Consider the following 23,813-nt stretch of genomic DNA (forward strand, 5'->3'; position numbering starts at 1 on the left):
TCAGCCCTTAACTCTTTCTAGAACATCCCTTACAATATTTGCAATTTTTAACGCCAAATAGGCTGGCACAGCATTTCCAACCTGATGATACTGCTCAGTTCTAGGACCTTCAAAAAAATAGTTGTCCGGAAATGTCTGCAATCTCGCCGCCTCCCGCACAGTCAGGCTGCGGCACTGGCTAGGGTCATAATGTATGAAATAATGCCCATCTTTTGATATGTGAGAGGTTACGGTTGTCGACGGCCTTTCAGCCAATTGAACCCTGAAACGATCATTAAACATTTTCCCGCTGACGCCAGCATTTACGTTTTTATGTTTCGGTAGAAGCAAAGTTGGAAAATCGGCAAGGACCGGTGAGACTTTAAATTTATTGGCATAGGAGGCAGCAAAAAGATACCGGTAAAGATCATCTTTCATGTGCGCACGCGAGTCATGATGCGTCAAACCAATCAAGTGCTCGTCGCCATACCAACTGGTCATCGTTTCCGGCAGTGAATATCGTGTCGAACACTTATCAGATGGAAGACGATAATTAAGAGATATGTACTTCGCCATAATCTCGGACAATGCATAGTCTGAGCCGGTAGACATTCTGTACCACGGCATAGCACTTGCAGAGCGGATTATCTGCTGCCAGCGTTCCGAGCTGTCGGCGTCCTTAGTTACGCCACTTCTCAGACGGGGAAGGTTACCAATAATGTCCCGAACGCTTGGAGATTTTCGCGGTTCCAGTATACCGGGCGTAACTTTTATATCGTTTCTAATACCAATGATAAAGATCCGGTGCCTAGCCTGAGGGATGCCATACTCTTCCGCTTTGACGAGAAATGAAGCGGGATCAGCGTCCATACTAAACTCACCCATTTCACTCAAGGAGTAAAGACGATATGCCAACCCGTTATCGCCTTCTCCAACAGCAGATTTTGGATGCGTTAAATCACGCAGAATTTTTTGAATTACAGGCTCACCTTTCACTTTTGCCGAAAGCAGGCCTTTAACATTTTCCATAACAAATACAGGCGGCTTATGATCAACGATGATTTTCAGATACTCCCGATACAGAAAGTGCCTTTTATCATCTTCGAAGTCAGGTGAACCGCTCATTCTTGAACGCCCAACCAGAGAGTAGGCCTGACAAGGAGGCCCCCCAATCAATGCCCACTTTTTCGTGCTGCCCAGCCGAGAGCTAATAACACTTTTAACAATGTCATGAGTCTCCTCTCCCAGAGAGATACAAAGCGCAGAGTTTTCCGCTCTCGCCCATTGCTCAGGATATTTTTTAATCAGTTCTTCTTTGGGAATCTCGCCACTAATATATTGATAATATTCCCTCGGAGCTTTACCAGGCCTAAATAAGCGAAAAAAATGTCGGAGCGTAAGCGTCTTATGAGCAAATACGTTGTGCTCTATGGATACAATACTGTGAAAGGACGATGCGCCTTTTCCGTTGTGCAGGGCGGAGAAGCCTTCTCCTAACCCGCCGGGGCCCGCAAAGAGATCTACTATTGGGTAAGAAGTCTTAGTCACACTTGTTCCATATAAATCTTTAAATTGATCCGATCACTGTCTTGTGCCGTTTGACCTTTACGTCTGCTTTACCAGAACCATCTGATGAAAGCTTAGATCACGTGCGCCGACTTTCAGTCTGCTGATCGATCCAGTTTTCTATAGCATCTCTTCTGAACCGCCAGCTACCCCCTACCTTGAAACCGGGAATTTTCCCTTCGGCGGCAAGCCGATAGGCCGTCTTCTCCGCAAGTTTCAGATACTCAGCAACTTCCTTCAGGGTGATAATTTCTTCAGGCATCACATCCGACTCTTTATTGACGACCGAGAGAATAGAGGAAAATCGAGGAATGGCAAATCTGCGTTGAACTCCCTCGAACGACCTCCTCATACTCATGGAGGACAATGGTATGTTGAAACCGTGAATGCAACCCACCTAACCTCCCGTTGTTGATACTCCCTCCCCCACTCAAGGACCCGAGCCCCACCATGAAATTCGACCTCGCCTACTGCCTCAGCCTCGACGACAAGTTGTCGATCTATGACGTTCGCGATCTCAATTTCGATGAGACGGTGGCGTTCGATTCCGCCAAGGAGCATTTCCAGTGCCCCAACGACGCCTGTCGTGCGGCGTTCGATGCTTCCAACGAGTTGGGTACGTTCAACGCCAAGAACGTGAATTACGTGCGCACGCCGCACTTCAAGAATCTGCCCGGTACGCAGCATGTGGCGGGTTGTCCGTATGTGAGTTTGAAGACGTCGGCGTCGGGGGTTGAGGCGGCGGAGGGGGAAACGGATGACGGGCGTGAGGAGCATTTCCCGTCGGAGCTGTTGCTGACGCGCCGTGAGTATGTGCGCAAGCCTGCCGCGCCTGCGGGAGCGGCGGATGTGTTGCGGGATGATCCGGTGCGGGTGGCGACTGCCCCCTCAAAAGAGTCGCCGAGTCGTGAGACGGCGCCGGACAAGACCAGTGTCTTCGCTCACCCCGTGGAGTGTTTTGTGTCGAACTTCGCGGACAAGGATTTGCTCAAGCGCATGCCGTTGAAGATTGGCGAGCATACGGCGCCGTACAGTTCGTTCTTCAAGAAGATCGAGTACTTGATGGACAACAAGGGGCTGATTTACTGGGGCCGGATCAAGAAAATCGAGGACTTCCACAGTGCCAGTTTCCGGATCGATTTCGAGGACAAGGTCTGGTTCAAGAAGCCGGATGACAGCAAGAAGAAGCCTTATCCGGTCAGTGTCTATCTCAACAAAAAGCTGATCGACAACTACCGCAAGCGCAAGGCGTTTCTGGAGGAGATCAAGCACGCCATCGACAGTGATAAGGAGTTGTTCTGCTTCTTCTATGGTGTAACGCCGGAGTTGAAGCAGGTGCCGGGCAAGAAGAACCCCGAAAAGCCTTTCGAGGTCTTCAATGCCAATATCGAGAACCTGGATCACTTCATCATTCGTGAAGCGCCGGGTCTGGCGTGACGGTTAGCCCTGGGGCAGTTGCAGTTTGACGGCGCCGGGGTGTTGTTTGACGACTGAGTACGGCAGGACTGACCAGTCTGGTCTGTCGCAAGACCGTTGAACGCGGGCAAAGTAGGCGCCCAGGTACAAACCTTTCGCAGTGAAGTACCACGGCGAAGAACCCCAAACGCTTTCTTCCGTGAAGTCGCAATCATCATCTTGCGTCGGCTTCTTCATTTCTGCGGGGTATAGGGCAGTGAGTTGCTTGATCAGCCAAGGCACCAGCTCTTTGTTTTCATACTGATAACGCGCGTCACTTTCAGCCGAGCTCAAAGGCTTGTCACCCAGACTGTCTCGTTCGGCATGCAGCAGTGGCTTGCCCTCACCTACCCACAACACATCTTCGAGCGACAACGGATGACCAGTGCTCACATCAATGTTGAGGGGTGAATCACCGAAGTCCGGATGCGCGCCACCGCAGAAATAGCTGGTCGAGATGTTCAGGCTGACCACGGCCGGCGAAATCATTTTGGGCTCTGCGTCCTGCATGAAGTCGACGTTTTCCCCGCCCTGTAGTTGGCAACCGTGATAGCGGATGACTTCATTCCACAATCGTCCAAGCAACTGCTGGTTGACCCGTTGCAGATCATCTTTTGGCAGACCGGACTCTACGCTGAACAGCGAAATCTTCGACTCCGGCTCTGTCCACCATTGCAGGGTGTAACCCATGAAGTCTTGTTTCTTCAGCGGTTTGAGCTTGAGTCCCTGTAGTCGCAAATACTCATACGGCTCGCCGTTTGGCAGCGCGGCGATGAAGGGCAGCGTAGAAGTTGTCGGCGCTGGAAGCCTGGCCTCGGAAAGCTGCACTGTAAGCTTCTTGCCCTTCGGACTTTGCCACTCGCCCTGCCAGCCAGTGGCCGTTTCTTCCAGTTTCAAAGTTGGCAGTGGCTTGTCGTCACCGTAGCGATTATTGCCTTCAACCAGCGTCAGGGTGCTGTCCTGCAATGACCCGCTGAGGGGCAGGTCCCGATGGTATTTTTCGTAGAAGTAACGACCGGTCACTTCATCCGGTTGCTGGGTATTGAGCTCAACCACAATCGGCGTTTTGCCCAGCTTGCCGGTGAACACGCGCCGACCATCTTCGGCATGGGCAGTGGAAATCAGTGTGAACAACGCCACGGCATATGGCGCCAGGCGTAACAGTCCCTTGAGCATGGATCGGTCCCTGAATGAGTCGGAAGTTGCGCCGGGACGTGGGTGCCGGCGCTGGAAAATTCGCGGCGGATTATGGCGGGGTTGTGCCCGGTAATCGAGAAATGTAATTCGAGATGCAACATCGCGTCATGGCAGTTGCAGCGCAACACCACCCGGATGTTGTTTGACGATGTTGTACGGCAGAACACTCCAGTCCACGAATCCGCACACCGCTGCTACATGCGGAAACGATGGATCGAGCTTGATGCCTTGCTGTGTGAAATACCAACCCGGGAAGTCCCAAGGACCTTCATCGTTGTAGCCGCAGTCGTCTGTGCCTTCCGGCGTGATGGTCATGTCTTTCGGGTAGAGCCTGGTCAATTGGGCAACCAGCCAAGGCGCTAACTCCGTGGTGCGGTACTTTGACCAGACATCAGACGAACCGGAGGATGTGTCGATGTAGTCGTCGCGCTCTTCATGACGTACTGGCTGGCCCTGCCCGACCCACAGGACATCTTCGAGGGTCAGTAACTTGCCGCTCTTTGTATCGATATTGAGCGCTTCCTGGTTTTGATCCGGATAGGCCCCGCCACAGAAGTATTCGGTTGAAATGCGCACGCTCATCACTGCCGATGACATCCACAGTGGTTGACTGGATTGAGCGTAATAACCGCCGCAGCCATATGACGACAACACTTGACCCCACAAACGCGCCATCAACTGCTGATTGATACGCTGACGCTCCTCAGGGGAGTAACCCGAGACCACTTCGAAGAGTGAAGTTTTGGTCTGCGGCTCGCTCCACCATTGCAGCGTGTAGCCCATGAAGGTTTCGGTTTTGCCTTTCTTGAGTGTGACGCCCTGCAGCCGCAAGTACTCGTAAGGTGCATGATCATGCAGCTTGGCCAGATAGGGTAAGGAATCAACGGGTACTTCAGGAATGATGGCTGGCTTCAACTCTATCCTCAGAGTTTTACCGGCGGTACTTGTCCACTCGCCAATCCAACCATCAAGTGCTGGCTGCAGGCGAAGGGTCGGGCGGGAGTTCTCTATCCGCGAACCTTCTTCCAGCACAAGTGTTTCCCCCTCCATGGCACCGTCGAGTGCCAGATCCTTGCGGTACTTTTTATAGAAGTACCGCCCCTCTCCGGTGCGAGCATTTATTTCGAGGACGATGGGCGATTTACCCAAAGTGCCGGTGTACACCTGCGCGCCGCTGTCGGCCCAGGTCGGCGTCGGCACAAACAAACCCGTCAGCAAAAAAACACCGAAAAGGCGCAACAGTCCTCGGAGCATCACTTCATCCTTGAGTAAACGAGCCGTTGCTCGCAAAAAGTAGCCGCGGATTATGTAGTGGTTGCAGTGGGGAATCGAGCGACTTCAGATTCAATTCACGCACATGCTGATCATCACAATCACCAGCAACCCGATATAGACCCAGGCATGCACCCGATCCGGTATCCGCCCGATCCACGGCGTCGCCAGTCGAATCCCCAGCATCGAGCCCAGCGTCAGCACCGCGAACGCCAGCAGATCCACATACCCGATAAACCATGGCCCAAGGGGTGTCTCGCTGAACCCCGCCATCAGCATGTACGTCAGGGTTCCTGCCAGCGCCACCGGCACGCTCAACGGGTTGGCCATCGACGTCGCTTGGGACATGCTCAACCCGCAACGCCGCAACAACGGCACGGTCATGACGCTTCCTCCTACACCGAGAAACGTCGCGATGGCGCCAATGCCTACACCACCGCCGGACGTTTCCACCGTTCCTAATCGCCGTGGGATGACGCCTTCGGACTGTGTGAGAAACCCGCGTCGCAGCAGGCAATCGACAATCGTCACGCCGAGGTAGGCGATGAAGGCATAGCGAATGACCTCACCGCTCACCCAGACCGCTGCGACTGCGCCGACAACCGCGCCCAACCCGATGAACCCGCCCAAGGGCCACAGGTAATCCCGGATCAGGTTGCCGGCGCGGCGGTGTTTGTCGGCAGCAATCAGGGCGTTGACGATCATCACGCAGGTCGAGGTGGCGACGGCGATGTGCATGGCCGATTGACCGACGGGGTCGTCGACGCCGTGGCTGGCGGTGAGCATGCGGTACAGCAGCGGCACGACGACGAAGCCGCCGCCGAATCCGAAGAGCACGGCGGTGACACCGGTCAGGCAGCCGAAGAGTGTCAGCAGGAGGTAGAACATGGCGCGTCGTCCGTTGGTGGGGAGCGGTCGACGATAGAGCGGCGGCGCTTGGCCTGCCTCAGCAAGTCAGCCAATAATGTTTGCGTTTACGCCAATCGCTGGATGCCGCTCGATGCGCAATGTTTCGATCAACCTGCTGGACGACACACCACGCCCGGTGGTGGCGATCGGTACGGATTATTCCCACGGCTATCTGTTGCCACGTCATACGCATCGGCGGGCGCAATTGTTGTACGGCGCGACCGGGGTGATGCAGGTCAGCACGCATGACGGCAACTGGGTGGTGCCGCCGCAGCGAGCGGTATGGATTCCGCCGGGGGTGGCGCATGAGGTGTTGATGCTGGGAGTCAGCACTCGCAGTTTGTATATCGAGCCGGGGGCGGTGGATCTGGGTGAGCGTTGTCAGGTGATCAGTGTGTCGCCGTTGATGCGGCATTTGCTGATGGAGGCGGTGGAGCTGCCGCTGACCTATGACCTGGCCGGGCGTGACGGCGTGCTGATCGATTTGTTGCTGCATGAATTGGTGCGCAGTGCACCGCTGCCGTTGCATATACCGCTGCCGTCTGACGGAAGACTGCTCGAACTGTGTCAGAAATTTCTGCATCAGCCGAACGCCCACCAGTCGCCCCTGCAATGGGCCGATCAGCTGCACGTAAGCTTGCGCACCTTCAACAGACTGTTCCGTCAGCAAACCGGCCTGAGTTTCAGTCAATGGCGCCAGCGCGCCTGCGTGGTACTGGCGCTGGCACGGCTGGCGGCGGGTGAAGCGGTGACGCGGATTGCCCTGGATTTCGGCTATGACAGCCCGGCGGCGTTCTCGACGATGTTCCGTCGGATCCTCGGTCAGGCACCGTCCGTCTGGTTGGAGGCGGCGAACTAGGGCAAATCAAAAAATGCGTTTGATCCCGGCCGAAAACAACTGTACAAAAACACAGTATATTTTCCATCAACACTCTCGAGCCCGGAGCACACCATGGCCTCTTCAGCGATGAACCTCATCCTCGAACGTATCGCCCTTTTCCAGTTCACCCCGACGCATTGCGCCCAGGCCCGAGGGATGTTGGGCTGGAGCGTGGAACAGCTGTCGCGGGAGGCAGGGGTTTCGGTAGACGATATTCAGCGATTCGAGGCGCAACAGGAAGTGGCGGATTCGGCGCGGCTGGCGTTGACCTATCGGTTTGAGGCGCAGGGGCTGGTGTTCTTTCCGGGGTTTGCGCCAGGGCGTTCGACAAGCAATGGTTCGACGGTTGAATCGGTGCGTGGGGACTATGCGATGGCGGAGTGATTCGGTCCGCCTCATGGAGGCGAACCTGCGTCAGTGAGTCAGGCCCCTTGCACCACCGCCTCACTCGCCCCTTCAACCGCCAACCACCACGCATGCCCGCGTTGCGGCTGTGCCAGGTTAAACGCCTCGCCCATTTGCGGGGTGGTAATGGAAACGCTGCGCTCCCAGGCCAGTGCAAGAATGCGATCAAAGGGTTCGTGCCACGCATGCATCGCCAGATCGAACGTGCCGTTGTGAATCGGAAATAACCAGCGACCCTTGAGATCGATGTGGGCTTGCAGGGTTTCTTCCGGTTGCATGTGCACGTGGGGCCATTCGACGTTGTAGGCGCCGGTTTCCATCAGGGTCAGGTCGAACGGGCCGTATTGTTCGCCGATGCGTTTGAAGCCATCGAAGTAGCCGCTGTCGCCGCTGAAGAAGATTCGTGTATCGCCATCGATGATCACCCACGAAGCCCACAGGGTCTGATTGCCATCGAACAGGCCACGGCCGGAGAAGTGCTGCGACGGGGTGGCGATGAAGCGGATGCCGGCGACTTCGGTGCCCTGCCACCAGTCGAACTGGCGGATCTTGCTGGCATCGATGCCCCATTTGACCAGCGTGTCACCGACGCCCAGCGGGGTCAGGAACACGTTGACCTTGTCCGCCAGTTTCAACACCGCTTCGTAGTCGAGATGGTCGTAATGGTTGTGCGACAGAATCACCGCTTCGATCGGTGGCAACTCGTCGATGCTGATCGGTGGTTGGTGGAAACGTTTCGGGCCGGCCCATTGCACGGGCGAGGCGCGCTCGGCGAACACCGGGTCGGTGATCCAGAATTTGTCTTGCAGCTTCAGCAGCAAGGTCGAGTGACCGAGGCGAAAGACGCTGTGATTGGGGGCGGCGATCAGGTCGGCACGGGTCAGTGACTGCACCGGAATGGCCGACGCCGGACGGGTATTGCGCGGTTTGTGGAAGATCATGTTCCACATGATGCGCAGCATCTTTCGCACGCCTTCGCGCTGCACCGGGGCGTGGTTACGGAACGTCCCTTCTGCCTGGCGCGAAGCTTCAGGTACAGGACTGACCGCGGAAGAAATTGATTTGGCCATGACTGAATGACTCCAGAAAAACCGCGCAATTCACGGTTTTCCACGGTGGGACGATAAATGGCCAAGGCACGCACGCATCAGCCGGACATCTGGTTTTAGGTTGCACCGATTAACGCAACATTACACTGATCGGTGTACTTTCTAGGTTGCATCAAACCGGATGACAAGTAAACTGCCGAGTGTAATTTCATCTATTTCCTGCCGAATCGAATTTATGACAGCTCCAACGCGCCTCACCGACCGCAAACGCGAAGCCATCATCCTGGCGGCCATCACCGAATTCCGTGCCAACGGTTTCGAAGTCACCAGCATGGACAAGATCGCGGCCACCGCCGGGGTGTCGAAGCGCACGGTGTACAACCATTTTCCGAGCAAGGAAGAGCTGTTCGCCGAAATTCTCAACCAGTTGTGGGCACGAATCAGCACCGAGCAAGCCGTGTCGTATCAGCCTGATCACCCCTTGCGCGATCAATTGCGAACGATGCTGCTGGCCAAACTGCAGATGATGGCGGACGACAATTTCATGAATCTGGCCCGTGTCGCCATCGCCGCCGCGATCCACTCGCCCGAACGCGCACAGAACATGGTGGCGCGCATGGGCGAGCGTGAGGAAAGCGTGACCGTGTGGATTCGCGCCGCTCAGGCAGACGGTCGGCTGAAACCGGTCGACCCGGAATTCGCCGCGCATCAGGTACAGGGCCTGCTCAAGTCTTTCGCCTTCTGGCCACAGATTTCCATGGGCCAGCCGGCGCTCGACAACGCAACGCAAAATGCCGTGGTCGAATCGGCGCTGGACATGTTCCTGGCCTGTTATCAGCTCTAGATCGAGCCTGCGCCACGATTAAATGGCTCACAAGGACACTGAATTTTCCCGCTGGAATAAATGACAATATCTGTCATTGACCGATGAACGGTCGCTCTGAAGAATTACACTGGAAAGTGTTTCAGAATGAATCTGGCGAAGAACCTCATGGATAACCAACGCGGCAAAGGCTTGTCATTCGCCAGACGCATTTACCTGCCACGCGCCATCGGTTTGGGCGTCGGTTTCTTCAGTGTCGGCGCCGCGCTGTATCCGTTGAACATGCCGGCCTGGCTCTGGGCGCTGTTGCTGTTCAACGGTTTTCTCTGGCCCCACGTCGCCTATCAATGGTCGACCCGTTCGGCCTTCCCCTATCGCGCCGAGCGTCGCAACCTGCTTTACGACTCGGTGTTCGGTGGTTTCTGGACCGCGTGTTTCCAGTTCAACCCGCTGACCGCCGTGACCATTCTGTCGATGATGACCATGAACAATGTGGCCGCCGGTGGCCGGCGGCTGTTCCTACTCGGCGCCCTCGCCCAGGTGATCGGCGTGCTGTTGGGCTGGTCAGTGTTCGGGGTCAAGTTCAACCTGACCACCACGCAAACCCAGGTCTGGGCGTGCCTGCCGATGCTCACTCTTTATCCGCTTGCACTGGGGATGGTCTGTTACCAACTGGCGATCAAACTCGCCGAACACAAACGCACCTTGAGCGCCCTGAGCCGCACCGACAGCCTCACCGGCCTGCTCAACCACGGCGCCTGGAAAGACCTGCTGCACCTCAAGTTCCAGCAGTGCCGCGACCACAACAGCCAAGCCACCCTGGCACTGATCGACATCGATCATTTCAAGGTGATCAATGACAGTTACGGGCACATCGTCGGCGACGCGGTGCTGCAACAACTGAGTCGCGAACTGAAATCCGTGCTGGATGAAAGTGAGCTGGCCGGGCGTTACGGCGGCGACGAATTCTGTGTGATCCTGCCCAACCTGCCGCTGAGCAAAGCCGAAGCCCTGATGGAGCAACTGCGCCAGGCTCTGCATCAGTACCGCCATCCCGAGGTGCCCGAGTTGCGGGTCAGCCTGAGCATCGGACTGGCGCGTTTCCAACTGACCTGCCCGGACGCCCTCGACTGGCTGGATGACGCCGACAAAGCGTTGTACACCGCCAAGCACACGGGCCGTAACACGATCAGCGTAGCGTTGAGCCGTTCCAGCGCCTGACAAGCGTTGTACAAGATCCAGATCAACCACTTTCTTGTACAACTTTATAAACTTTGTATAAGATCGAACTGTCAGCCTGGATGCTGGCACTATGAAGTCAACGCCGAACGTCGCCAGCATCTTCGGCCTGCCGCCGCGGGAACAGGGACAACACCTCTAGCCCTATTTCCGGAGCGCACCCAGCATGTTTTTCAATCGCCAGCAGTCTGTTGTCGACGACCTGCAACACACCCTCGCCCAGCAAACCGGCCTGCTCGAAGCCATCGACCGCTCCATGGCGGTGATCGAATTCAATCTCGACGCGGTGGTGTTGCGCGCCAATGACAACTTTCTCAAGACCACGGGCTATACCGCCGAACAGGTGATCGGCCAGTCCCACCGCCAGTTCTGCCCACCGGAATTTGCCCGCAGCAGCCAATACACCGAGCTTTGGTCGAAGCTGAAAAACGGTCAGTTCCAGTCCGGCACCTTCGAGCGCGTCGACAGCCAGGGCCGGCCGATCTGGCTCGAAGCCAGTTACAACCCGATCAAGGATGCTTCGGGTCGTGTGGTGAAAGTGGTCAAGTACGCCATGGACGTCACCGCCAAGGTGCAGCAGGAAAGTGAAGCCAACGCCAAACTGCAAGCCATCGACCGCGCCATGGCGGTGATTGAGTTCGACCTCAATGGCAACGTTCTTACAGCCAATCAGAATTTTCTGACACGCATGGGTTACACGCTCGCCGAACTCAAAGGTAAACATCACCGCTTGTTCTGCACTGCAGAGCTGGTCAACAGCAGTGCTTATGATGACTTCTGGCGCCGGCTCAATCAGGGTGAGTTTTTCCACGGACAGTTCGAACGCGTCGACAAGCGCGGGCAAACCGTTTGGTTGGAAGCCAACTACAACCCGGTCTACGACGCCGCCGGCCGCTTGTGCAAAGTGGTGAAGTTTGCCTCGGACGTCACCGCCCGGGTCGAGCAGCACGAGCAGGATGCACGCAGTGCCAGCGCCGCTTATCACATCTCTGTCGCCACCCGAAAAGTCGCCGAGCAAGGCACGCAAGTGATCCAGCAAACGGCCAGCGAAATGCGCGAGATCGCCGATGACATCGCCGAGTCTTCGAACCTGATCGCACAACTCGGCGAACGCTCCGAACAGATCACCACCATCGTCAACACCATCCGTGCGATTGCCGATCAGACCAATCTGCTGGCCCTGAACGCCGCGATCGAAGCGGCACGGGCCGGCGAGCAAGGTCGCGGTTTTGCCGTAGTGGCCGATGAAGTGCGGCAACTGGCGGCACGCACCAGCGGCTCGACGGCGGAGATTTCCAACATGATCGGCCTGATCCAGAGCGAAACCCGTCAGGCGATCAAGAGCATGGACGGCACTCGTGGACGCGCGGCGCAAGGCGTCGAACTGGCGGATCAGGCGGGGACGGTGATTCTGCAGATTCGCGATGGCGCCAGCGAAGCCGTGGAAGCGGTGAGCATGTTTGCCAACGAGCGTGCGCCGGGATAAGGCCAACACGGGCGACGCAGGGCTATAGTGACTCAACGTCCCAAGCCTTGCCGAGCCCGTCATGACCACCGAAAAAAACGAATCCGCCGCCCCTGTCGATCACCTGCGCTTCCACCGCCCCCACGCCCACCTCAACACAACCTTCGGCAACGACAAGTTCGCCTTGCGGGCCGAGGCGTTTGCGCGATTCTTCGGTACGCCGACCTTCCTCGGCGCGCAGACCCTGATCGTGGTGCTGTGGGTGTGTCTCAACATGTTTGGCGTCACGAACTTCGACGTCTATCCGTTCATCCTGTTGAACTTGGCGTTCAGCCTGCAATCGGCCTATGCCGCACCGCTGATTCTGCTGGCCCAGACCCGTCAGGCCGCACGGGACAAGGCGCAATCCGACGCCGACGCGCAGCATCGCGAAGCCCTGGCCGTGGCCAATTCCGAGCGTCAGGCGCAGGCCGCAAAGAACACCGCGCAGTTGCTGGAACTGCTGGAGCAGAACACCCGGCTCACCGAAATGACCAAGAACCTCACCGAGCGCATCGAAGGCCTGACCCGCGAACTGCACGATCACATGCGCCAGAACCCGCAGGCCTGATCACGGCAAACGCAGTGCCCGCCCGAGTTCATCGAACAGCGTAACCACCGAGCGCAACGCACGGCAGTCCGGGCGGGTCAGCAGCCAGAGCGCGGTGTCGTAACCGTGCAGCGGTTCGCTCAAGGCTCGCAGGCCTTCGGTGATCAGAAAGTCCGGTAACGCCGCGACGCCGAGCCCGGCACGCACCAGCTCCGTCACCGACAACATGCTGTTGCAGCGATAGCCCGGTGTCACGCCCGGCAAGTGCTGGCGACGCCAGACGACAGTCGGGTGATCGGGCAGGAAATCGTCCGGGGCGATCCAGGTCAGGGCGTTCAGATCGACCGCTTCAACATTTTGCAGATAACGCTCGCTGGCACAGACCCGGTAGGAAATCTTCGCCAGCTCCCGTCCGACCAGGTGCTCCGGTGGCGTGCGCGTCAGGCGCAAGGCGATGTCGGCGTCGCGACGGCTGAGGTTGGCAAAGTCGTTGGAGGTGCTCAGTTCGATGGTCAGCGCCGGGTAGTTCGGCATGAACTGCGCCAATGCCGGCAGCAGCAGACCCTGCAATACCGAGTCGGTACAGGTCAGGCGTACCGTGCCGCTGATCACTTCGCCGCCCTGCTCCACGCCGATTCGCGCTGCTTCCAGTGCCTGCTCGGCGCGCTCGGCCTGCTCGGCCAAAGTCTGCGCAAGGCTGGTGGGCAGGTAACCGGCGCGGCTTTTTTCGAACAGTTGCTGACCGAGCGCGGCTTCCAGTCGGCGCACCGCGCGAAACACCGTCGACACGTCAACCTTCAGCAGCTGCGAGGCCCGGGCCAGAGAGCCGCCGCGCACCAGGGCGAGAATCAGCGCCAGATCCGGGAAGTCGAGTCGATAGTGCGTCGCTGCATTAATCACTTGGGGAAACGCCCATATTGAGTGCGTGAACGCCAATCTATAGTGAGCGTCATCCCTCAACAAGCACAGCGAACACTCATGGAATCCAGAGCCCTGCGCATCGCCCTGATCGGTGACTACGACCCGCAAGTCACCGCCCATCAAGCCATCCCCGTCGCCCTCGGGCTTGTGGCGGAACACATCCGCCGACCAGTCGATTTCGAATGGCTGTCCACTGAGCAAATCCACCTCGATACGCCGCTCGAAGGTTTCGACGGTTTCTGGTGCGTCCCGGCCAGCCCTTACAAGAGTGAAGCTGGCGCGCTGCGAGCCATCCGCTTTGCCCGCGAACAGCAGCGCCCGTTCCTCGGCACCTGCGGCGGTTTTCAACATGCGGTGCTGGAGTTTTCCCGCAATGTGCTGGGCTGGGCCGATGCGGAGCATGGCGAAACCTCGCCCGAATCCAGCCGTGCGGTGCTCACGCCGCTGACCTGTTCGCTGGTGGAAGCGGTGGACAGCATCCATCTGGTGCCCGGTTCGTTGATCGCCAAGGCGTACGAAACGTCCGAGATTTGCGAAGGTTATCGCTGCCGTTTTGGTGTGAATCCGCAGTTCGAACGCGAATTGCTGACCCATGACCTGCACGCCGTGGGCCACGATTCGACAGGCGATCTGCGCGCCATCGAACTGAAAAACCATGTGTTCTTTGTCGCGACGTTGTTCCAGCCGGAACGTGCGGCGCTCAAAGGTCTATTGCCACCGCTGGTGCGGGCATTTGTCGAAGCCTGCACGGAGCAACGGGCATGATCGCCGAAACGCCAGAAGCGCCGTACTACGCGGTGATCTTCACCTCAACCCGTACCGAAGTTGATCAGGGATATGCCGAAGCTGCCGAGCGCATGGTTGAACTGGCGCGCGAGCAACCGGGATTTCTCGGCGTGGAGTCGGCCCGAGGGGCGGATGGGCTCGGGATCACGACATCGTATTGGAACAGTGAAGCGGCGATTCTGGCGTGGAAACACCATCCCGAGCACCAGGCGATTCGCGAGCGCGGACGTTCGACCTGGTACTCGGCATGTCATACGCGGGTGTGCAAAGTGGAGCGCGATTATCGATTCGGATAGTCAGCCCTTCACCAGACTGCGCACCGCCACAATCTCCGGCACTTCGCGCTTGCTCATGTAAACGCGCAACGGCTCGGTGATGTTGATCCGGTCATCGATGTGCTGATCGAGCAGCAACTGGATCAACTCGCGCTTGAGGGTCATGGTCTGTTCGGTGGCCGGTGCCCAGACGAATTCGCTGGCGGGAATGATGCCGTCATCGGCCACGTCCATGCCGAACGAGTCTTCACTGAAACGCACGATGTACTGGCCGGTCTTGCGATTGAGGCCGACAAAACCCTTGAGGTCGTCGGCCGCCTGGCAGATGAGTTGGGATGTGATGCGCATGGTAAACCTCACAAGAGTGATCGAAGGTTTACACGCAGGGCATTGAGGCACACCCTCTGCCGGGGTGGTCGCCGTGGCCAAGCGTACTGCAAACAAACGCACAAAAGTGCGGAAATTTTCGCTTTCAGTACGTTTATGTCGGTCTTGCGATAGCACGTTTTCGTTTGAGTTGCTAAAAGGGACATCTTCGAAAATACCTGCGAAAGGACCTCGACATGCCCGCCACGTTTACCAAAAGTGCTCTGCTGCTGAGCCTGATGCTCGGCCTCGGTCAGGCCCATGCTGCCAGCCAGCCAAACCCGGTTGCGCTCGCTGCCTCCGAGGGCATTCCGCACCCGGCGGTGATCGCCCACCGTGGCGCCTCCTTCGATGCACCGGAATCCACCGCAGCCTCCTACAAACTGGCCCGTGACCTCGGTGCCGATTACCTGGAAATGGACCTGCAGCGCAGCAAGGACGGCGTGCTGTTCGCCCTGCACGACAACAACCTGCAACGCACCACCGACGTCGCCAGCAAGTTCCCGGACCGCAAGGACAGCCCGGCCAACGCCTTCACCATGGCCGAACTGAAAACCCTGGATGCCGGCAGCTGGTACAACAAGGCCTACCCGGATCGTGCGCGTCCGTCCTACGCCGGCCTGAAGATTCTGACCCTGGACGAAATCATCGACATCGCCCAGGCCAACCCGCAGCACAAGCCGGGCCTGTACATCGAGACCAAGGAGCCACAACTGTTCCCCGGCATCGAGCACGACCTGAAGGAAAAACTCCAGGCTCGCGGCCTGCTGATCCCGGCCGGCGCCAAACAGCCAAAAGACGCCACCAGCGTCGGCGCGGGCAACGGTAAAGTGATCCTGCAAACCTTCGAGAAGAACAGCCTCGAACTGCTGCAAAAGGAAATGCCGCAGGTGCCGAAGATTCTGTTGCTGTGGGTTGGCGAAGGCAGCATCGAGCCGAAATCCAAAGTGACTTTTGCCGACTCCGGCGAGAAGGACAAGAACACGTTCTACGGCAAACAAGAGCCGAAATCCGAAGCTGAATTCAAGCAATGGGTCGACTACGCCAAGGCTCAGGGTGCCATCGGCACCGGTCCTTCGGCCAAGCTGACCCACGGCGGCGATCAGAGCTATTCGGATCTGGTTCAGCCATGGATGAATAAATACACCCACGACAAGGGCATGCTGGTGCACGTCTACACCGTCGATGAGCCGGTGGACTACGAGAAAGTCATGGCTGCCGGCGTCGACGGCATCTTCACCAACCGTGCCAGCGAACTGCTGAAGTTCTACAAACGCCCGGCCGCCGCCAGTGTGGATCAGGTGTTGAAGAACAACGGTTTCTGATGCAACCGGACACCCCGTGGACAGGCCGCCTCTGGCTGGGGCACGACTATGGCCTGATCCACGGGATGTCGGGGCGCACTGCGCCCCACTCCCACTACGCTCACCAACTGATTCTTGCGCCTGACCGGCCGTTGACTGTTCTGGTCGAGGGCACACCCGTCACCACTTCCCGCCTGCTGATTGCCTCGCAGACTCGTCATGCGATTGTCGAAGCGCCGGATCCCGTGTTCACCGTGTATGCCGAACCGTTGCGGTTTGAGGCTCAAGCGCTGGGCGATACGCTGTTCGACAGTGAGTTGTCGCTGGCGGCACTGGATCACGCCATTGGCCAATGCCCGCGCCGCGAGCTGAGCGATCCGCGAATCGAACGAGCCCTCGCCACTGTCGATGCTTCGCTGTCGAGCAAAGTTGCCGCCAGCGCCGTGGCGGATTCCGCCCACGTATCCATGAGCCAGTTGCAACGGTTGTTCGTCAGCCAGGTCGGCCTGCCCGTGCGGCGACAGGTGTTGTGGCGACGATTGCGACTGGCGATGGCTTTAATAATCGCCGGCAGCCCGGTGACCAACGCAGCCCACACCGCCGGGTTTGCCGACTCCGCGCACTTCTCCCGCAGCCTGAAAAAACTTTTCGGTGTCACCGCCCGCCAGGCGTTGCAACACATCGAATTGCGTCTGCTGGACTGACTCAACGTCTCAAGCCCTCCGGCACTTTCGGTTCCTTGCCCAGCGTTGCCGGTTCGAACGGATCGAACAACTGCGCCATATAGTCCCGTGGAAAATCCGGACGACTGCCGATGCCCAGATCGCCCGCGCCGATCCGGTAATTCTCCGTGTAAAAACCGGTGCCCAGCAGCCAGTCCCAGAGGGTAAAGAACAGCCCGAAATTGACGTCACCGGCGCGCCCGTACTTCATGTGATGAAAACGGTGCAGCGGCGCCCAGGCGAAGATCCAGCGCAGCGGGCCAACGCGCATGTCGACGTTCGAATGCTGCAGCACCAGCTGGATTGCAATGGCGAATGCCAACAACACCGCGACCTCGGACGGAATACCCAGCACCAGCAACGGCAGCAGCCCCGCCGTCGCCTCCAGCAATTGATGCAGCGGATGTTTCATCAAACCGTTGAACCCGTAGAGCCGTTCGACGCTGTGATGAATCGCGTGCAGCCGCCACATCCACGGCACGCGATGGCTGGCGTAGTGCATCAGGCTCACGCCCGCATCGGCAATGAAAATCGCCAGGCCGACTTGTAGCCACAGTGGCCAGCTCGACGGCCAAGCACCGTCAATCGCAATCAGCGTCACCAGCCCCGGCAATGCCAGCAGGCCGAGGGAGTTCAACGCTTCGTTGATCAACGCGTGGAGCATGTCGCGACGGCGATCGCCGGTCGGGCGGTTCCAGTTCATTTCATAAGGCAGCAGCCATTCGGCCGCGAACGACACCGCCAACGCCACAGCAAACAACGGCAACAACCACAGTAGCGAATGCCCCGCCAACCCAATCCCGCCGCCGATGAATCCAAGCCAGAACAACGGCGCATACAACCACGAAAAAATGCGTTTCATGTCCACCTCCATTAATCGAAGGCAGAGCATGAAAGTTACCCGCGAACGGCGATTGAACAAACGACGCAAACACCCACGGCGTTTTTTTAAGGGTGAATTAAGTTGCGGTGGCTAACCTGAACTCACTTGAACGAATCACCCAAAGGAATAACCGATGAAAACCTTGACTGCCCTGTTTACCGCTGCCGCCCTGACCCTCACCGCTGGCCTGGCCCAGGCTGACGTTCGCGTCGATCAGATCCCTGAGCTGGTCAAGTCCGGCAAGATCAAGCCACTGGAAGAATTGAACAAGATTGCCCTGGCCCTGCACCCGGGCGCGACCATCGTCGACACCGACCTGGACAACCATTTCAACGGCTATGAGTACGAAGTCGAGCTGCGTACTGCCGATGGCAAAGAATGGGACGTGGATCTGGATGCGGCAACCGGCAAGGTCCTGAGCAACAAGCAAGATCACTGATTGCACCGCAAGACAAAGCCGCACGATTTTCGGATCGTGCGGCTTTTTTGTGTCCGAAAGTTATGCCGAGGTACTGACCAGCGAACCCGACGTACTCGAATCAGATTGCTGCAACGCCGCCAACAACGCCGCCGTCGCCGTCTGCAACGAAGCCGAAGTCGTCGCGATCTGCGATTGCGCAGCCGCAACATCCGCCGCCTTGGCATCCTGACTTTCCTGTTTGGCCTGAGCCGCTTGCAGTGCTTGCTGTTGTTCCTGCAATTGCTTTTGCAGCTCGGCAATCTGCTTGCGCAGTTCTTTCACCGTATCCGATTCATCGCTGCTGGAGCTGCTGTCACCCGACGGTGCAGCACCACCGCCCGCCGCCACTTTGCTGGTGTCGGCCTTCACACCGGTACTGGCCGCTGCTGTGGTCGAGGTGTCGTCGCCCGTGTCGGCAATCGAGGTTTTGCTGGTGGGTGTGGTGACGGTCTGATTGATCGAAACAGACGTGATGCTGACCATGGGAAATCTCCAATGACGGTTATGAATAACCGGCCATCGGCGGCGGCCTGCACGAATTGAGATCGACTGTGTACCGACTCGGTAACCGGGCCGGTACACAGTCACTGGCGGGTCAGACGCTCAGGCGAGCGGTGACGTCGTTCAGTTGGCCGGACAGGCCGTGCAGGTTCTGACTGGCGCTTTCGGTGCGCTGCACGTTGTCGAGGTTGGTGCTGGCAATCGACGTGATCTCGGTCAGGTTGCGCGAGATGTCTTCGGCCACCGACGTTTGCTCTTCGGCCGCCGTGGCGATCTGGCGGTTCATGTCGCGAATCGCTTCCACCGCGTGGGTGATGCGCTCGAGCATGGCGCCGGCCTGGGTCACTTGCTCGACGCTTTCATCGCTGCGGGTCTGGCCGCTGTCGATGGCGTGGGCTGCATCCACCGCGCCGGTCTGCACGCTCTGGATGATCTGGTTGATCTCGATGATCGACTCCGCCGTACGCTGCGCGAGGTTACGCACCTCATCGGCGACCACCGCAAAACCACGCCCGGCTTCACCGGCACGGGCCGCTTCGATGGCGGCGTTGAGCGCCAGCAGGTTGGTCTGCTCGGCGATCCCGCGAATCACTTCCAGCACCTTGCCGATGCGACCGCTGTCGGCTTCCAGACGACGGATGACCGTGGCGGTGTTGGCGATTTCGCCGCGCATCTGGGTGATGCTGTGGATGGTGCTCTGCATGACCTTTTCACCCTGCTGGGCGGACTGGTCGGCATCGTCGGCAGCACGCGCCGCGTCGGCCGCATGACGGGCGACTTCCTGGGCGGTGGCGGACATTTCGTTCATCGCCGTGGCCACCTGATCGGTGCGGTTGAACTGCTCGTTGGTGCCGCCGGCCATCACGGTGGCGATGGCGTTCAACTCGCCGCTGGCGCTGTCCAGATCCTTGGCGCTGCGCTGCAGGTGGTTGAAGGTTTCAGCGAGGAAGTCGCGCAGGGTGTTGGCGGCGGCGGCCAGGTTGCCCAACTCGTCCTGACGGCTGCTGGACACACGCTCGACCAGACGGCCCTTGCTCAACTGGGTGACGTAGTCGATGAGTTTGCGGATCGGCTCGACCAGGTTGCGGTTGACCAGCCACAGGCTCAGCAAACCGATCAACAGGCCGGATGCGAGCATCACCAGAATCCCCAGCAACACGGTGCGATCAGCACTGGCACTGATCAGCGTCGACTGTTCGGTGCCCTGCTTGCGCAGTTCGCCCACCAGTTCGCTCATCTGGTCGCTGGCGGCGCGGTCGACGCCTTTGACGGCGGTGTCGCCCGCGGTCGGATCGGCACCGGCGGCTACATAGGCATCGCGACCTTTCTGGTAGGCGGCGCCGAGCAGACGGTGTTCTTCACGCAGACGTTCGATGCGGGTTTTCAACGAAGGCTCGAGGCCTTTCTGATTGGCCAGCTCACCGAGGATGTTCTGCACATCGCGCTGGCGATCTTCGAACTGGCCCCAGTACTTGGCCAGGTCTGCCGGTTGTTTGCCGCGCAGCAGGACGTTTTTCCACTCCTGCACCTGCACCTTGAATTGCAGGTTGGCTTCGTCGATCAGTTGCGACGTGTGCAAGGGGCCGGCAATCAACTGGCTGTAGTTCTGCACGCCGTTGGACAGGAAATGAAAGCAGGCCAGCGCGATCAACAGCATCGCCAACAGACTGCCACTCAGCAGGGCGAGAATTTGCGCTCTCAGGGATTTTTGCAACATCGCAGGTACTCATGACAGGGATGAGGCACGTCCGGTAAGACGTGAATTGTGGCCGGACATCCGTGTCGGCGAACCTTGGCTCTTGGCCGAAGGCGCGCAACCTAACTCATGCGTGATCGGCGTGCCAGAGGGCTTCTTGAGAAAAATCCGACCGCCGGTAAGGCATTGATTCTGGCGTCATTTAGCTGTCACCAAAACGTCACACTGCATTGCAATGATGCGGCTCAGGTGAATCTGCAAATCCCGCGACAGACGCCCTCCTCCCAGCGAGACTTCATGAACCACAGCCTCGATATCAGCCATCGCGATCCAGACCTGTTCGGCTTGCTCTACGGTTTCCGTTTCCGCCCCGGCGAGCGTGGTCGCGAAGTCGACTCGGCGACTGCCCTGCGCTGCCTGCAAGACGACAGCGATAGCGATGAGTTTCTCTGGCTGCACCTGAACCTGGCGCACGCCGCGTGCGAGCGCTGGATGAAAAGTCATCTGCAATTACCCGAAGAGTTTTTCGAAGCGCTGCATGAAGGCTCGCGCTCGACCCGTATCGAGCATGTCGATTCGGCGTTGCTGGCGGTGGTCAACGACGTGGTGTTCAACCTCAGCAGCATGGTGTCGTCGGACGTGTCGACGCTGTGGGTCTGCGTGCGCAGCAAACTGATCGTCAGTGCGCGCCTGCAACCGCTGCACTCGGTGGACAAGCTGCGTTCGTCGGTGAAGGCCGGCGAGTGCTTTCGCTCACCGTCGGAATTGCTCGTGCACTTGCTGCGCGACCAGGGCGAAGTGCTGACCCAGATCGTGCGCAAGACCAGCATGAGCGTCGATCAGGTCGAGGACGAGTTGCTGTCCTCGCGACTGTCGACCAACCGCGCCGAACTCGGCGCCAACCGTCGGGTGCTGGTGCGCCTGCAACGACTGCTGGCGCTGGAGCCGGGTTCGCTGCTGCGCCTGCTCAATCGGCCGCCACCCTGGTTGCAGAAGGAAGACGTGAAGGAGCTGCGCAAGTCCACCGAGGAGTTCGCGCTGATCATCAACGACCTCACGGCCCTCGGTGAGCGGATCAAGCTGTTGCAGGAAGAGATCGCCGCCAACCTCAACGAGCAGAGCAACCGCACGCTGTTCACCCTGACCGTGGTGACGGTGCTGGCGCTGCCGATCAACATCATTGCCGGTTTCTTCGGCATGAACGTCGGCGGTGTGCCGCTGGCCACTGATCCGGAAGGGTTCTGGATTCTGGTGGCGCTGGTGGTGACGTTTACCGTGATTGCCGGGCGCTGGGCGTTTCGCAAGCGTGGTGACTATTAAGCAAGACCAGCGGCGCGGCTAATCCGCCAAACACTGATCTGCCGCAGTCTCTCTGTAATATTTAGCAACGATCATGGGCAACACTCCTTCCCCCGCTCAGGATTGTCCTCCCATGGCTACTCCCTCCCTGACCGCCAGCCCGGCCTCCGCCCCCAGCGGCAGGCCGGCGCTCGATAAGAAAACCGGCCCCTTCACTTACGTGGTGTTCTTCGCCGTACTGGCCATGGGGATGCTGTTCACGGCCTACAGCCTGATGCACGACATGCACGAACTCGGCACGGTGGTCACCACCTGGACCCCGTTCCTGCTGCTCGGCGTGGCGCTGTTGATTGCGCTGGGTTTCGAGTTCGTCAACGGTTTCCACGACACCGCCAACGCCGTGGCCACGGTGATCTACACCCACTCGCTGCCACCGAATGTGGCCGTGGTGTGGTCGGGTTTCTTCAACTTCCTCGGCGTGTTGCTTTCGAGTGGCGCGGTGGCGTTCGGCATCATCGCCCTGCTGCCGGTCGAGCTGATTCTGCAAGTCGGCTCGTCCGCCGGTTTCGCGATGATCTTCGCCCTGCTGATCGCCGCGATCCTGTGGAACCTAGGCACCTGGTGGCTGGGCCTGCCGGCCTCGTCGTCGCACACGCTGATCGGTTCGATCATCGGCGTTGGCGTGGCGAATGCCCTGATGCACGGTCGCGACGGTACCAGCGGTGTGGACTGGGCCCAGGCCACCAAGATCGGTTACGCACTGCTGCTGTCGCCGCTGGTGGGTTTCGGTTGCGCGGCGCTGTTGCTGCTGGCATTGCGCGCGTTCGTGAAGAACCGCTCGCTGTACAAGGCCCCGGAAGGCAACACCCCGCCGCCGTGGTGGATTCGCGGTCTGCTGATCCTGACTTGCACCGGCGTGTCGTTCGCTCACGGTTCCAACGACGGCCAGAAAGGCATGGGCCTGATCATGCTGATCCTCGTTGGCACCCTGCCGATGGCTTATGCGCTGAACCGCACCATGCCGGCGGATCAGGCGTTGCAGTTCGCCGCCGTGGCTGAAGTCACCCAACAGGCGCTGGTAAAAAGCGCACCGCTGCCGGCTCCGGCCGATCCGCGTCCGGTGCTCTCGGATTACGTGCGCAGCAAGCAGGCCACGCCGCAACTGGTCCCGGCCCTCGCCGCGCTGACCGGTCATATCGGTGAAGAAGTCAAAGGCTACGGTTCGCTGTCGAAAGTCCCGGCCGAGGCCATGGGCAACGTGCGTAACGACATGTACCTGGCCAGCGAAACCATTCGCCTGATGGACAAGAACAAGGTCGGCACCTTCGACGCCGACACCACCAACAAACTGCAACTGTTCAAGCAGCAGATCGACAACGCCACCCGGTTCATCCCGCTGTGGGTGAAAATCGCCGTGGCGATTGCATTGGGGCTGGGCACCATGGTCGGTTGGAAGCGGATCGTGGTCACGGTCGGCGAGAAGATCGGCAAGACCCACCTGACCTACGCCCAGGGCGCCTCGGCTGAAACCGTGGCGATGCTGACCATCGGCGCCGCCGACATGTTCGGCTTGCCGGTGTCGACCACCCATGTGTTGTCCTCGGGCGTGGCCGGGACCATGGTCGCCAATGGTGGCGGCCTGCAGATGAAGACCATCCGCAATCTGCTGATGGCGTGGGTGCTGACCTTGCCGGCGGCGATTCTGCTGTCGGGCAGCCTGTATTGGTTGTTTACCCAAATCTTCTGATCAACCGGAATCCCTGTGAGAGCCT

24 protein-coding genes and 3 pseudogenes are annotated in these 23,813 nt (G+C 58.8%); 15 read left to right on the top strand and 12 right to left on the bottom strand.

Annotated elements, in window-relative coordinates:
• Window positions 1-1,527: a DNA cytosine methyltransferase gene (locus tag AC1RME_RS16420; protein ID WP_096818132.1), complete on the bottom strand. Its 1,527-nt coding sequence runs from the start codon at window positions 1,525-1,527 to the stop codon at window positions 1-3.
• A 97-nt stretch (window positions 1,528-1,624) separates the two neighbouring features.
• Window positions 1,625-1,807 (bottom strand): methylation-associated defense system helix-turn-helix domain-containing protein MAD1, encoded by a 183-nt coding sequence (gene mads1, locus AC1RME_RS16425; protein ID WP_096818134.1) that lies wholly within the window; start codon window positions 1,805-1,807, stop codon window positions 1,625-1,627.
• A 188-nt stretch (window positions 1,808-1,995) separates the two neighbouring features.
• Between mads1 and AC1RME_RS16430 the strand changes: the two genes are divergently transcribed.
• A complete protein-coding gene (locus tag AC1RME_RS16430; RefSeq protein ID WP_096818135.1) occupies window positions 1,996-2,982 on the top strand; it encodes a hypothetical protein in 987 nt (328 codons plus the stop codon).
• A 3-nt stretch (window positions 2,983-2,985) separates the two neighbouring features.
• On the opposite strand, the gene AC1RME_RS16435 is transcribed toward AC1RME_RS16430, so the two are convergent.
• The 3 genes from AC1RME_RS16435 to AC1RME_RS16445 form a co-directional block, all read right to left on the bottom strand.
• Window positions 2,986-4,176 (bottom strand): hypothetical protein, encoded by a 1,191-nt coding sequence (locus tag AC1RME_RS16435; RefSeq protein WP_096818137.1) that lies wholly within the window; start codon window positions 4,174-4,176, stop codon window positions 2,986-2,988.
• Window positions 4,177-4,302: 126 nt separating this feature from the next.
• The gene (locus tag AC1RME_RS16440; protein ID WP_096818139.1) at window positions 4,303-5,451 is read right to left on the bottom strand and encodes a hypothetical protein; all 1,149 of its coding nucleotides are present in this window, start codon (window positions 5,449-5,451) and stop codon (window positions 4,303-4,305) included.
• 90 nt (window positions 5,452-5,541) lie between these two features.
• Window positions 5,542-6,357: a sulfite exporter TauE/SafE family protein gene (locus AC1RME_RS16445; protein ID WP_096818141.1), complete on the bottom strand. Its 816-nt coding sequence runs from the start codon at window positions 6,355-6,357 to the stop codon at window positions 5,542-5,544.
• Window positions 6,358-6,469: 112 nt separating this feature from the next.
• On the opposite strand from AC1RME_RS16445, the gene AC1RME_RS16450 reads away from it, so the two are divergent.
• Window positions 6,470-7,237 (top strand): AraC family transcriptional regulator, encoded by a 768-nt coding sequence (locus AC1RME_RS16450; RefSeq protein ID WP_096818143.1) that lies wholly within the window; start codon window positions 6,470-6,472, stop codon window positions 7,235-7,237.
• 93 nt (window positions 7,238-7,330) lie between these two features.
• Window positions 7,331-7,642: a helix-turn-helix domain-containing protein gene (locus AC1RME_RS16455; protein WP_096818145.1), complete on the top strand. Its 312-nt coding sequence runs from the start codon at window positions 7,331-7,333 to the stop codon at window positions 7,640-7,642.
• A 38-nt stretch (window positions 7,643-7,680) separates the two neighbouring features.
• On the opposite strand, the gene AC1RME_RS16460 is transcribed toward AC1RME_RS16455, so the two are convergent.
• Entirely contained in the window at window positions 7,681-8,733 is a 1,053-nt protein-coding gene (locus AC1RME_RS16460) for an MBL fold metallo-hydrolase (RefSeq protein ID WP_096818147.1), read from the bottom strand.
• Window positions 8,734-8,947: 214 nt separating this feature from the next.
• On the opposite strand from AC1RME_RS16460, the gene AC1RME_RS16465 reads away from it, so the two are divergent.
• From AC1RME_RS16465 to AC1RME_RS16485, 5 genes and pseudogenes are all read left to right on the top strand, one after another.
• Window positions 8,948-9,556: a TetR/AcrR family transcriptional regulator gene (locus AC1RME_RS16465; RefSeq protein WP_096818148.1), complete on the top strand. Its 609-nt coding sequence runs from the start codon at window positions 8,948-8,950 to the stop codon at window positions 9,554-9,556.
• A 147-nt stretch (window positions 9,557-9,703) separates the two neighbouring features.
• Window positions 9,704-10,756 (top strand): diguanylate cyclase, encoded by a 1,053-nt coding sequence (locus tag AC1RME_RS16470; RefSeq protein WP_096818646.1) that lies wholly within the window; start codon window positions 9,704-9,706, stop codon window positions 10,754-10,756.
• Between the two features lie 274 nt (window positions 10,757-11,030).
• A pseudogene (locus AC1RME_RS16475) lies at window positions 11,031-11,714 on the top strand (PAS domain-containing protein); the annotation flags it as partial.
• Window positions 11,715-11,822: 108 nt separating this feature from the next.
• Window positions 11,823-12,260 (top strand): annotated as a pseudogene (locus tag AC1RME_RS16480) (methyl-accepting chemotaxis protein); the annotation flags it as partial.
• A 61-nt stretch (window positions 12,261-12,321) separates the two neighbouring features.
• The gene (locus AC1RME_RS16485; protein ID WP_096818152.1) at window positions 12,322-12,849 is read left to right on the top strand and encodes a DUF1003 domain-containing protein; all 528 of its coding nucleotides are present in this window, start codon (window positions 12,322-12,324) and stop codon (window positions 12,847-12,849) included.
• On the opposite strand, the gene AC1RME_RS16490 is transcribed toward AC1RME_RS16485, so the two are convergent.
• Window positions 12,850-13,791, bottom strand: a complete 942-nt coding sequence (locus AC1RME_RS16490) for a LysR family transcriptional regulator (RefSeq protein WP_096818154.1) — start codon at window positions 13,789-13,791, stop codon at window positions 12,850-12,852. It abuts the gene before it with no gap.
• A gap of 15 nt (window positions 13,792-13,806) precedes the next feature.
• On the opposite strand from AC1RME_RS16490, the gene AC1RME_RS16495 reads away from it, so the two are divergent.
• Both AC1RME_RS16495 and AC1RME_RS16500 read left to right on the top strand, forming a co-directional pair.
• Window positions 13,807-14,514, top strand: coding sequence for a CTP synthase C-terminal region-related (seleno)protein (locus AC1RME_RS16495; protein ID WP_096818155.1), 708 nt, complete (start codon window positions 13,807-13,809; stop codon window positions 14,512-14,514).
• Entirely contained in the window at window positions 14,511-14,831 is a 321-nt protein-coding gene (locus AC1RME_RS16500; RefSeq protein ID WP_096818157.1) for an antibiotic biosynthesis monooxygenase family protein, read from the top strand. Before AC1RME_RS16495 ends, AC1RME_RS16500 begins: the two co-directional genes overlap by 4 nt.
• Here AC1RME_RS16500 and AC1RME_RS16505 read toward each other — a convergent pair whose 3' ends face one another.
• Window positions 14,832-15,158 (bottom strand): DUF2025 family protein, encoded by a 327-nt coding sequence (locus AC1RME_RS16505; RefSeq protein ID WP_085730336.1) that lies wholly within the window; start codon window positions 15,156-15,158, stop codon window positions 14,832-14,834. It abuts the gene before it with no gap.
• 215 nt (window positions 15,159-15,373) lie between these two features.
• On the opposite strand from AC1RME_RS16505, the gene AC1RME_RS16510 reads away from it, so the two are divergent.
• Window positions 15,374-16,501: a glycerophosphodiester phosphodiesterase gene (locus AC1RME_RS16510; protein ID WP_096818161.1), complete on the top strand. Its 1,128-nt coding sequence runs from the start codon at window positions 15,374-15,376 to the stop codon at window positions 16,499-16,501.
• Window positions 16,501-17,184 carry a helix-turn-helix transcriptional regulator gene (locus tag AC1RME_RS16515; protein ID WP_096818162.1) on the top strand — a complete coding sequence of 228 codons (684 nt, stop codon included), beginning with the start codon at window positions 16,501-16,503 and terminating at the stop codon, window positions 17,182-17,184. The genes AC1RME_RS16510 and AC1RME_RS16515 overlap by 1 nt, the downstream gene beginning before the upstream one ends.
• 1 nt (window position 17,185) lies before the next feature.
• Here the strand turns inward: AC1RME_RS16515 and AC1RME_RS16520 are convergent, their stop codons facing one another.
• Window positions 17,186-18,064, bottom strand: coding sequence for a sterol desaturase family protein (locus AC1RME_RS16520; RefSeq protein ID WP_096818164.1), 879 nt, complete (start codon window positions 18,062-18,064; stop codon window positions 17,186-17,188).
• A gap of 154 nt (window positions 18,065-18,218) precedes the next feature.
• On the opposite strand from AC1RME_RS16520, the gene AC1RME_RS16525 reads away from it, so the two are divergent.
• A complete protein-coding gene (locus tag AC1RME_RS16525; RefSeq protein ID WP_065259299.1) occupies window positions 18,219-18,524 on the top strand; it encodes a PepSY domain-containing protein in 306 nt (101 codons plus the stop codon).
• Between the two features lie 60 nt (window positions 18,525-18,584).
• Here AC1RME_RS16525 and AC1RME_RS16530 read toward each other — a convergent pair whose 3' ends face one another.
• From AC1RME_RS16530 to AC1RME_RS16540, 3 genes and pseudogenes are all read right to left on the bottom strand, one after another.
• The gene (locus AC1RME_RS16530) at window positions 18,585-19,028 is read right to left on the bottom strand and encodes a hypothetical protein (protein ID WP_096818166.1); all 444 of its coding nucleotides are present in this window, start codon (window positions 19,026-19,028) and stop codon (window positions 18,585-18,587) included.
• Window positions 19,029-19,140: 112 nt separating this feature from the next.
• Window positions 19,141-19,908, bottom strand: a complete 768-nt coding sequence (locus AC1RME_RS16535; protein WP_371859721.1) for a methyl-accepting chemotaxis protein — start codon at window positions 19,906-19,908, stop codon at window positions 19,141-19,143.
• Between the two features lie 165 nt (window positions 19,909-20,073).
• Window positions 20,074-20,763 (bottom strand): annotated as a pseudogene (locus AC1RME_RS16540) (methyl-accepting chemotaxis protein); the annotation flags it as partial.
• Window positions 20,764-21,039: 276 nt separating this feature from the next.
• Between AC1RME_RS16540 and AC1RME_RS16545 the strand changes: the two are divergent.
• Together AC1RME_RS16545 and AC1RME_RS16550 are read left to right on the top strand one after the other, a co-directional pair.
• Complete coding sequence (locus tag AC1RME_RS16545) at window positions 21,040-22,062, top strand: transporter (protein ID WP_096818170.1); 1,023 nt, start codon at window positions 21,040-21,042, stop codon at window positions 22,060-22,062.
• A 112-nt stretch (window positions 22,063-22,174) separates the two neighbouring features.
• Window positions 22,175-23,788, top strand: a complete 1,614-nt coding sequence (locus AC1RME_RS16550; RefSeq protein WP_096818172.1) for an inorganic phosphate transporter — start codon at window positions 22,175-22,177, stop codon at window positions 23,786-23,788.
• Window positions 23,789-23,813: the final 25 nt, after the last annotated feature.

Source organism: Pseudomonas sp. GW822-FHT03F08, from assembly GCF_058801265.1.

What these genes read in the sequence shown, in the direction of transcription:
- mads1 (WP_096818134.1), bottom strand. Translation starts at nt 1,807, where the DNA reads ATGCCTGAAGAAATTATCACCCTGAAGGAAGTTGCTGAGTATCTGAAA.
- AC1RME_RS16430 (WP_096818135.1), top strand. Translation starts at nt 1,996, where the DNA reads ATGAAATTCGACCTCGCCTACTGCCTCAGCCTCGACGACAAGTTGTCG.
- AC1RME_RS16435 (WP_096818137.1), bottom strand. Translation starts at nt 4,176, where the DNA reads ATGCTCAAGGGACTGTTACGCCTGGCGCCATATGCCGTGGCGTTGTTC.
- AC1RME_RS16440 (WP_096818139.1), bottom strand. Translation starts at nt 5,451, where the DNA reads ATGCTCCGAGGACTGTTGCGCCTTTTCGGTGTTTTTTTGCTGACGGGT.
- AC1RME_RS16445 (WP_096818141.1), bottom strand. Translation starts at nt 6,357, where the DNA reads ATGTTCTACCTCCTGCTGACACTCTTCGGCTGCCTGACCGGTGTCACC.
- AC1RME_RS16450 (WP_096818143.1), top strand. Translation starts at nt 6,470, where the DNA reads ATGCGCAATGTTTCGATCAACCTGCTGGACGACACACCACGCCCGGTG.
- AC1RME_RS16455 (WP_096818145.1), top strand. Translation starts at nt 7,331, where the DNA reads ATGGCCTCTTCAGCGATGAACCTCATCCTCGAACGTATCGCCCTTTTC.
- AC1RME_RS16460 (WP_096818147.1), bottom strand. Translation starts at nt 8,733, where the DNA reads ATGGCCAAATCAATTTCTTCCGCGGTCAGTCCTGTACCTGAAGCTTCG.
- AC1RME_RS16465 (WP_096818148.1), top strand. Translation starts at nt 8,948, where the DNA reads ATGACAGCTCCAACGCGCCTCACCGACCGCAAACGCGAAGCCATCATC.
- AC1RME_RS16470 (WP_096818646.1), top strand. Translation starts at nt 9,704, where the DNA reads ATGGATAACCAACGCGGCAAAGGCTTGTCATTCGCCAGACGCATTTAC.
- AC1RME_RS16485 (WP_096818152.1), top strand. Translation starts at nt 12,322, where the DNA reads ATGACCACCGAAAAAAACGAATCCGCCGCCCCTGTCGATCACCTGCGC.
- AC1RME_RS16495 (WP_096818155.1), top strand. Translation starts at nt 13,807, where the DNA reads ATGGAATCCAGAGCCCTGCGCATCGCCCTGATCGGTGACTACGACCCG.
- AC1RME_RS16500 (WP_096818157.1), top strand. Translation starts at nt 14,511, where the DNA reads ATGATCGCCGAAACGCCAGAAGCGCCGTACTACGCGGTGATCTTCACC.
- AC1RME_RS16505 (WP_085730336.1), bottom strand. Translation starts at nt 15,158, where the DNA reads ATGCGCATCACATCCCAACTCATCTGCCAGGCGGCCGACGACCTCAAG.
- AC1RME_RS16510 (WP_096818161.1), top strand. Translation starts at nt 15,374, where the DNA reads ATGCCCGCCACGTTTACCAAAAGTGCTCTGCTGCTGAGCCTGATGCTC.
- AC1RME_RS16515 (WP_096818162.1), top strand. Translation starts at nt 16,501, where the DNA reads ATGCAACCGGACACCCCGTGGACAGGCCGCCTCTGGCTGGGGCACGAC.
- AC1RME_RS16520 (WP_096818164.1), bottom strand. Translation starts at nt 18,064, where the DNA reads ATGAAACGCATTTTTTCGTGGTTGTATGCGCCGTTGTTCTGGCTTGGA.
- AC1RME_RS16525 (WP_065259299.1), top strand. Translation starts at nt 18,219, where the DNA reads ATGAAAACCTTGACTGCCCTGTTTACCGCTGCCGCCCTGACCCTCACC.
- AC1RME_RS16530 (WP_096818166.1), bottom strand. Translation starts at nt 19,028, where the DNA reads ATGGTCAGCATCACGTCTGTTTCGATCAATCAGACCGTCACCACACCC.
- AC1RME_RS16535 (WP_371859721.1), bottom strand. Translation starts at nt 19,908, where the DNA reads ATGGCCGGCGGCACCAACGAGCAGTTCAACCGCACCGATCAGGTGGCC.
- AC1RME_RS16545 (WP_096818170.1), top strand. Translation starts at nt 21,040, where the DNA reads ATGAACCACAGCCTCGATATCAGCCATCGCGATCCAGACCTGTTCGGC.
- AC1RME_RS16550 (WP_096818172.1), top strand. Translation starts at nt 22,175, where the DNA reads ATGGCTACTCCCTCCCTGACCGCCAGCCCGGCCTCCGCCCCCAGCGGC.